Origin of the sequence: Roseospira goensis (genome assembly GCF_014197795.1) — a bacterium.
Taxonomy (GTDB): Bacteria; Pseudomonadota; Alphaproteobacteria; order Rhodospirillales; family Rhodospirillaceae; genus Rhodospira; species Rhodospira goensis.
Window position 1 is genome coordinate 1 of sequence record NZ_JACIGI010000042.1, and the last position, 7480, is coordinate 7480.

General features: G+C 67.9%; 8 protein-coding genes and 1 tRNA gene. 8 read left to right on the forward strand and 1 reads right to left on the reverse strand.

All coding sequences use genetic code 11. From position 1 onward, the window contains the following. Positions 1-107: 107 nt before the first annotated feature. Both cas3g and GGD88_RS16435 read left to right on the forward strand, forming a co-directional pair. Positions 108-2096: a type I-G CRISPR-associated helicase/endonuclease Cas3g gene (cas3g, locus tag GGD88_RS19340; protein WP_425502609.1), complete on the forward strand. Its 1989-nt coding sequence runs from the start codon at positions 108-110 to the stop codon at positions 2094-2096. Then, entirely contained in the window at positions 2093-3079 is a 987-nt protein-coding gene (locus tag GGD88_RS16435) for a type I-G CRISPR-associated protein, Cas3-extension family (protein ID WP_184437469.1), read from the forward strand. The genes cas3g and GGD88_RS16435 overlap by 4 nt, the downstream gene beginning before the upstream one ends. A gap of 113 nt (positions 3080-3192) precedes the next feature. Here the strand turns inward: GGD88_RS16435 and GGD88_RS16440 are convergent. Beyond that, positions 3193-3267 (reverse strand) — tRNA-Gly (locus tag GGD88_RS16440). Positions 3268-3636: 369 nt separating this feature from the next. Here GGD88_RS16440 and trxA point away from each other — a divergent pair. The 6 genes from trxA to GGD88_RS16470 all read left to right on the forward strand — a co-directional run bounded on the left by trxA (position 3637) and on the right by GGD88_RS16470 (position 7412). Beyond that, positions 3637-4557, forward strand: coding sequence for a thioredoxin (gene trxA / locus GGD88_RS16445; RefSeq protein WP_184437471.1), 921 nt, complete (start codon positions 3637-3639; stop codon positions 4555-4557). Between the two features lie 64 nt (positions 4558-4621). Then, positions 4622-5293 (forward strand): LON peptidase substrate-binding domain-containing protein, encoded by a 672-nt coding sequence (locus tag GGD88_RS16450; RefSeq protein ID WP_184437479.1) that lies wholly within the window; start codon positions 4622-4624, stop codon positions 5291-5293. Between the two features lie 102 nt (positions 5294-5395). Continuing rightward, the gene (locus GGD88_RS16455) at positions 5396-5638 is read left to right on the forward strand and encodes a Trm112 family protein (RefSeq protein WP_184437481.1); all 243 of its coding nucleotides are present in this window, start codon (positions 5396-5398) and stop codon (positions 5636-5638) included. Further along, positions 5635-6018: a gamma-butyrobetaine hydroxylase family protein gene (locus GGD88_RS16460; RefSeq protein WP_184437483.1), complete on the forward strand. Its 384-nt coding sequence runs from the start codon at positions 5635-5637 to the stop codon at positions 6016-6018. The genes GGD88_RS16455 and GGD88_RS16460 overlap by 4 nt, the downstream gene beginning before the upstream one ends. Positions 6019-6178: 160 nt before the next feature. Continuing rightward, positions 6179-6727 (forward strand): NifU family protein, encoded by a 549-nt coding sequence (locus tag GGD88_RS16465; protein WP_184437485.1) that lies wholly within the window; start codon positions 6179-6181, stop codon positions 6725-6727. A gap of 79 nt (positions 6728-6806) precedes the next feature. Further along, positions 6807-7412, forward strand: a complete 606-nt coding sequence (locus tag GGD88_RS16470) for a malonic semialdehyde reductase (protein WP_184437487.1) — start codon at positions 6807-6809, stop codon at positions 7410-7412. The last annotated feature ends 68 nt before the right edge of the window (positions 7413-7480 follow it).

Genomic DNA, 7480 nt, shown 5'->3' on the forward strand with positions numbered 1-7480 from the left:
TCATCAAGCGGATGGCCTACGGCTTCCGCGATGACGCCTACTTCTTTCTCAAGATCCGCGCCGCCTTCCCCGGAATTCCGTGATGAACCAAAAAATGGCTGCCGTGGATCAAGGCCAGCCGGGAGCATCCTCCGCAGCGGCCCCTGTTCGTGGTGGCGACGCAGACCGTGGAGGTCGGCGCCAACCTGGATTTCGATGCCCTGGTCACCGAGGCCGCCGCGCTGGACGCGCTTCGCCAGCGCTTCGGACGTCTCGACCGCTTGGGGAGGCGGCACGCACAACACCTGCCGTCGCAGGCGGTCGTCGTCATCCGTGGCGACCACACCAAGACCAGCGAGATCGACCCGATTTACGGGTCGGCCCTCGCCGCAACGTGGGCGTTCTTGGTCTCGCTGGGCAAAGCAAAAAGCAAGAAGAAGGGTGAAACCCAATCGGTCACCGTTGACTTCGGTGTCAACGCCCTGGATCAGGCGATTACAAAACAAGAGATTGACATCAACGCCATGGTGGCGCCGGCCCGCGACGCGCCCGTTCTCTTTCCGGCGCACCTGAACGCCTGGGTGCAGACGGATCCCATGCCGGAACCGGACCCCGACGTAGCCCCGTTCCTGCATGGCGTCGCGGATCGCCCCGCCGATGTCCAGATGGTCTGGCGCGCCGACTTGCCCGAGAACGCCGATCAATGGGGGCGCATCGTCGCGCTGATGCCGCCGCGCACGCGGGAGGCGATGGCGGTGCCCCTCTCCGAGGTCCGCGCCTGGCTGCGCGGGACGTCAACCGGCGCCGTCGCCGACGTGGAAGGCGTGAGCCAAGCGCCGTTCGATCGTTCCGAACGTGCATCCCGGCGGGTGTTGCGCTGGCGGGGCAAGGACGACGCCCAGTCCGTCGGCGCCGAAGACCTGCGGCCCGGCGATACCATCGTCGTGCCAGCCATCTACGGCGGGGCCGACGCCTTCGGCTGGACCCCCGGCACACACGATCCCGTCCCGGATATCGCCGAAGCGTGCCTGCTGGATGCCATCGCCACCACGCCCGCCCACGCCGTGCGTCGGCCCCTGGTGCGCTGGCGCCTGCATCCCGTCCTGATGCCGGACATGGACGAGGCGTTCAAGGCGGACGTGACGGCGCGACTTAAGCACGCCCTGAACACCGTGCAGTCGGGGGCCGTTGATGCCACGGAACGGCGACGGTTGGCTCTTGAGCTTCTGGACGTGATAGCGGGCGCCCATTCGGGCGCCGAGCAGGTTGCCGTCTTGGCCTTGCGGGAGGCGAAAAAATCGTTGCGGGTGACCCTGTATCCCGATGACTGCGGGCTGTTGGTCAGCACTCCGGCAAGCCCCGATCTTGTCAAGGCTCTGGAAAAGGCTGGCAGGTCGGAGCCGGACGAGACCGAGGTCGAGGAACCGGAGGCGGACGGCCCCTCCGTCTTTCCCGGGGGCCAAAGCGTCACGCTGGACGAACATACGAAAGCTGTTGGTGCCCAGGCGCGGGCGTTCGCCGAGAAGGCCGGCCTCGACACTCCCTTCACCGAAGCCCTCGCCCTGGCCGGCCGCTGGCACGATGCCGGCAAAGCCGATCCCCGTTTTCAGGCTTGGCTGTACGCCAGCGAGATCACGGCCCTCGCGGCCAACGCTAAAGGAAAGGGAGGGCTTCTGGCCAAGTCGGGCGCGCACCCCTCCGACTGGCCGTCGCCCGAACCGTTCGGCTACCCGAAAGGCGCCCGCCACGAGTTTGTGTCTGTGCGGTTGTTCGAGGAGGCCGGCCTGGCCATCGGCGAGGCCGGCGATCTCGCGCGCCTGCTGATCGGCACCCACCACGGCCACGGCCGCGCTTTTCCGCCGGTCGTGGACGATTCCAGCCCGGTGTGCGTGCGCGTGGCGGTCGATGGCAAGACGGTGGAGGCTTGCTCGAGTCATGGGCTCCACCGCCTGGACGCGAACTGGATCGACCTGTTCTGGCGCTTGGTGCGGCGCTATGGCTGGTGGGGCCTGGCCTATCTGGAAGCCCTGCTGATAACGGCCGACCGCACCGTCTCCGCGCGGGAGCAGCGACCCGCCGCCACCGCGCCGGATACCGAGGAGCCCGCCGAGCCATGACCGACCAGACCAAGACCCTCGAACTGGAACTGAGCGGTCTGAAGGGAGATCACCCCCTGGGCTTCCTGGCGGCCTGCGGCGTGCTGCGGGTGATGGGACCGAACAGCGGGGTCCGTCTGGGATGGGCGGAGACGCACGGGACCTGGACGGCCGTGCTGCACGACAGGGCCGCGACCGATGCGACGGGCGCCTTTCGGGAGCGAATCGTCGATGCCGTCGCGCAGGCGGCGACGGACGTCGAAAACCTATTGAAACGCTTTCCCGGGATCGGACGGACCCTGAGCATTGAGGATTATCGAAAAAAAGGCCACTGGGCCCTCACTGCGGCGGATGAAGATGCGACCTTGGGTGTGGCGATCACGGAACTACTTCCAAGCCTGGGCAGCGACAGCCTCGCGCGCGACAGCAAGGGCGCAGGCCCTGTCCATCCATCAAAAATGATCATGACGAGCGCACGGCAAAGCCTTGAAACTACTTTAAAGAGTTTTATTCTTCCCCACATCAACAAGAGCAGAAATAATAGGAAAGCCGAAAGGGCTGTAGAGAAGATTGAGAACGCTATTTTTGGACCATGGCTTTATGAAGACGACGCGCATTCACTCGGCTGGGACCCGACCACCCAACGGCTTCATGCCCTTCGTAACAAGGCCCCGGCCGACGACAAGCAGAAGCGATCCGTTGCCGCCGCCGTTTTTCTGGCGTCCCAGGCCCTGCCGCTGTTTCCGTGTTTCGCTGTCGGGGGCTGGCTTCACACGACCGGGTTTCATCATGACAACGATGGCGATTGGTTTTCCTGGCCGATTTGGCGAGCCCCGATCTCCCTCGACACGCTCCGCACCCTCGTGGCCCAGCCGTTCACCAGGGACCTGAAAGAGCGTGGTGTCGCTGTCGTCTATCGATGCCACCGATCCCGGACAGGCGGCGACCAAGGCGACTACCGCGTGTTCGGTCACCCCACCAAGCGCCCCTGGCCTGAGATGTGAAACCGCGTCTGCCCCTGCTTACACAGGGCTTACACAGCCCTTCTCGCGGGCTCGTGTAAGCAAAAACGGCCCTTTCGGGCCGTTCTTAAATCTTTGAATTATCTTTAGAAAACTGGAGCGGGCGATGAGATTCGAACTCACGACCCCAACCTTGGCAAGGTTGTGCTCTACCCCTGAGCTACGCCCGCATCCGACTGTGTGACCGGCTTCTAACACCGGGACCAACCGCTTGTAAAGCCTTTTGGAATTGGCCTTGGCGGCGGCCCGACGGGAGGGGTTGGGAGCGCCCTGGGGCGCCGCGTCCCGTCGAGGAGCGTGACTATACTCAGCCAGATTGGCATTGCAACAGCGAATTTGCGCCGTGCCGGAAAAAAACCGCCGGCGCCGCCCCCGCCCGTGCCCGGGACGCCGGGACCGGCAAGAGCCCTTGCCTCCGGCCGGCGTCCGGACCAAGTATGGGCCCAGCATCGCGGCGCGACATGCTCGGGCGCGAGACCGGTTGGCGTGGCGGCGCCTCCCAGACCCACAACGAACCCGATAACGGAACGGATCGGACGATGGCACTCATTCTGGACGGCGAAGGGTCCACGGTCGGCACCGCCTCTCCGGCGGCCGGGGGCGACCTCATCAAGGTCGGCAGCACCGAAAGCTTCATGGCGGACGTCATCGAGGCCTCGAACAGTGTGCCGGTGGTGGTTGATTTCTGGGCGCCCTGGTGCGGGCCGTGCAAGACCCTCGGCCCCCTGCTGGAAAAGCTGGTCCGCCAGATGAACGGCGCGATCCGCATGGTGAAGATCAATGTGGACGAGAACCAGCAGCTCGCCGCCCAGCTCCGCGTCCAGTCCGTGCCGACCGTCTATGGCTTCCGCCAGGGCCGCCCGGTAGACGCCTTCGCCGGCGCCCTGCCGGAGAGCCAGATCAAGCAATTCCTGTCCGCCCTGACCGGCGGGACGGCCAACCCGGTGGATGATCTGCTGGCGGAGGCGGATGGGGCGCTGGAGGGGGGCGACGCCGAAGGGGCGCTCGCGCTGTACCAGCAGGTGCTCCAGGTCGACCAGGGCAACACCAAGGCCATCGCCGGCTACCTGCGCGCCCTGGTGGCCAACGGCCAGACCGGCGACGCCGCTCAGATCCTGTCCCAGTTGCCGGCCGAGATGCTGGCCGACCCGGCCATCGCCGCCGCCAAGACCAAGCTGGAACTGGCGCAGGAAAGCGCCGGGCCGGTGCCGGAGCTACGGGCGCGCGTGGAGGCCGACCCCGACGATCACCAGGCCCGCTACGACCTGGCCAACGCGCTCTACGCCGCCGACCAGCCGGAGGCGGCGGTCGCCGAACTGCTCGACCTGTTCCGGCGCGATCGCGACTGGAACGACGGCGCGGCGCGCCAGCGCCTGCTCAAGGTGTTCGAGGCCCTTGGCCCCGGTCATCCGGTGGCCGTGTCCGGGCGGCGGCGGCTGTCCTCGCTGCTGTTCGCCTGAGGCCGCCCGCGCCGCCCGACACCCGCGGCCCCGGACCCGGCCGCGCCAGCGTTGAGGGAGGGACATGGTCCGCACCTTTCACCCGCGGTTCGACGAACTCCCCGCCGTCGTCCCTGTATTCCCCCTGTCCGGGGTCCTGCTGCTGCCGGGCGGCCGGCTGCCGCTCAACATCTTCGAGCCGCGGTATCTGAACCTGGTGGAGGATGCGCTGGGAGCGGGCCGGGAAATGGCGATGGCGCAGCCGCGCCAGTCCGATCAGGACGGGGACACCGAAGAGGCGACTCCGCCGCTGTTCGATGTCGCCTGCCTGGGCCGCATCGTGTCGTTCGAGGAGACCAGCGACGGCCGTCTGCTGATCACCCTGATGGGGCTGAACCGGTTCCGGGTGGGCGAGGAACTGGCGTTGCACCGGGGCTACCGCCGGGTCCGCGCCGACTACGGCCCCTATCGCGAGGACATGGACGAGTCGCCCGCCGTCGCGATCGACCGCGACCGCCTGTTCGGAGTCCTCAAGCCCTTCGCCGCCCGCCACGGGCTCAGTTTCAACTGGGACATCATGCGCGAGGTCGACACGCGGCCGCTGGTCACCTCGCTGGCCATGGTGTGCCCGTTCGAGCCGCGCGAGAAGCAGGCGCTGCTGGAGGCGGGAACCCCGCAGGAGCGCGCCGACCTGATGATGGCCCTGTTGGAGATGGGCGCCATGGATACCACGGGCGGCGGCGGCGCACGCCAGTAGGCGCACCGAGCCCCCCTCCCCGACCGGCGCCGCGGCGACATCCGGCCGGCCCCTTCACCGGTCCCACAACCGGTCCCATTACCGGCATCAAGAGGAGCACCCATGACCGAGATCGACGACGACGATCCCACCCCCATCGACCCGCGCCTGCTGGAGATCCTGGTGTGCCCGCTGGGCAAGGGACCGCTGGAGTACGACCGCGAGAACCGCGAACTGATCAGCCGCCAGGCCGGCCTCGCCTACCCCATCCGCGACGGCGTGCCGATCATGCTGATCGACGAGGCGCGCCCCCTCGACCAGCCCACGGACCGGCCCACCCCGGGACCGGGAACGCCGGCGGCATGAGCCAGACGACGAGCAACGCCGGTTCGCAGCGAGTGCCGGTCGACCTCGCCGTCAGCCGCGCCGACAAGACGCTCACCCTGACCTACGGGGATGGCACGGTGCACGTGCTGCCGGCGGAGCTGCTGCGGGTGTTCAGCCCATCCGCGGAGGTCCAGGGGCATACGCCTGACCAGCGCCAGGTGGTGGGCGGCCGGCGCCACGTGGGTATTCTGGACCTGGAGCCCATCGGCCACTACGCCGTGCGGATCGTGTTCGACGACCTGCACGACACCGGCATCTACAGCTGGGACTACCTCTGGGAGCTGGGCCAGAACCAGCCCGCCTGGTGGCAGTCCTACGAGGCCGATCTCGCCCGCACCGGCAAGCGTCGCGACCCGTGACGGCCGCGCGCGGAGCGCGACCGACTCCAAATACCCGACCAAATCAGTCTTGATTGAGCCGCGTCCGGCAACCATGTCAGGGCGGGATCAGGGTGGGAGCGCGCCGTCCCGCCCGACGGCATCCGTGCGATGGTTCGCGCGACGAGGAGAGAGAAGCGCCATGTTCATCCAGACCGAACCGACGCCCAATCCGGCCAGCCTGAAGTTCCTGCCCGGCCGCGCGGTGCTGGGGGGCGGCACGGCCCAGTTCGACAGCGCCGCCGACGCGGCGCGGTCGCCGCTGGCGGCCCGCCTGTTCCGGCTCGACGGTGTCGCCGCCGTGTTCCTGGGCTCCGACTTCATTTCGGTCAGCAAGGTCGATAGCGCCGACTGGCAGGTGGTCAAGCCCATGGTGCTGGGGGCGATCATGGACCATTTCACGGCCGGCGAACCGATCCTTCTGGACGGCGCCGACGAGACCGGGGCCCAGGAGGCGGATAGCCCGGTCGTCCGCCAGATCCGCGAACTGCTGGACACCCGGGTGCGCCCGGCCGTGGCCCAGGACGGGGGCGACATCATCTTCCACGATTTCCGCGATGGCGTCGTGTTCCTGCACATGCGCGGCTCCTGTTCCGGGTGCCCGAGTTCGACGGCCACGCTCAAGCACGGCATCGAAAACATGCTGCGCCACTACGTGCCGGAGGTGGAGGCCGTCGAGGCCGTCATGTGACGCGCGTACGGCGCCGCAAGGCCGGCCCCACGCCCACACCGCCCCACCGCATGATCGAGAGACTGCCCGGAGAGAGCCGATGCTGGACGACCGTGATCCGACGACCCTCGACGCCGACGCGCTGGACCGTCTGTTCAACGCGGCTCGCACGCACGCCCACTGGCTGGACCGGCCCGTCGACGACGCCACGCTGACCCGCCTGTACGATCTGCTGAAGATGGCGCCGACGAGCGCCAATTCGCAGCCGGGCCGGTTCGTGTTCGTCAAGAGCCAAGCGGCCAAGGCGCGGTTGGAACCCTGCCTGATGGAGGGCAACCGGGCCAAGACCATGGCGGCGCCGGTCACGGTCATCGTCTGCCACGACCTGGCCTTCTACGAGAAGCTCCCGTCACTGTTCCCGCATACCGATGCCAGGCGTTGGTTCGAGGGCAACGACGACCTGATCCGCACCACGGCGTTCCGCAACGGCACCCTGCAGGGCGCCTACCTGATCCTGGCGGCGCGCGCGCTGGGTCTGGACTGCGGCCCGATGAGCGGCTTCGACAACGCCAAGGTCGATGCGGCGTTCCTGGAAGGGACCACCTGGCGGTCGAACTTCCTGGTCAACCTGGGGTACGGCGACCCCGACCGGCTGCCTCCACGCGCCCCGCGTCCGGCGTTCGAGGACATGTGCCGGATCGTGTGACGTCCGAGCGCATCGAACGGCCCCGCGCCGGCCCTGCGGGCCGGAATGGGCGCGCCGGCCCTGCGGGC

Excerpts from the sequence above, each read along its gene's own strand:
- GGD88_RS16465 (WP_184437485.1), top strand. The coding sequence starts at position 6,179 with ATGTTCATCCAGACCGAACCGACGCCCAATCCGGCCAGCCTGAAGTTC.
- GGD88_RS16450 (WP_184437479.1), top strand. The coding sequence starts at position 4,622 with ATGGTCCGCACCTTTCACCCGCGGTTCGACGAACTCCCCGCCGTCGTC.
- GGD88_RS16470 (WP_184437487.1), top strand. The coding sequence starts at position 6,807 with ATGCTGGACGACCGTGATCCGACGACCCTCGACGCCGACGCGCTGGAC.
- GGD88_RS16460 (WP_184437483.1), top strand. The coding sequence starts at position 5,635 with ATGAGCCAGACGACGAGCAACGCCGGTTCGCAGCGAGTGCCGGTCGAC.
- trxA (WP_184437471.1), top strand. The coding sequence starts at position 3,637 with ATGGCACTCATTCTGGACGGCGAAGGGTCCACGGTCGGCACCGCCTCT.
- GGD88_RS16455 (WP_184437481.1), top strand. The coding sequence starts at position 5,396 with ATGACCGAGATCGACGACGACGATCCCACCCCCATCGACCCGCGCCTG.
- GGD88_RS16435 (WP_184437469.1), top strand. The coding sequence starts at position 2,093 with ATGACCGACCAGACCAAGACCCTCGAACTGGAACTGAGCGGTCTGAAG.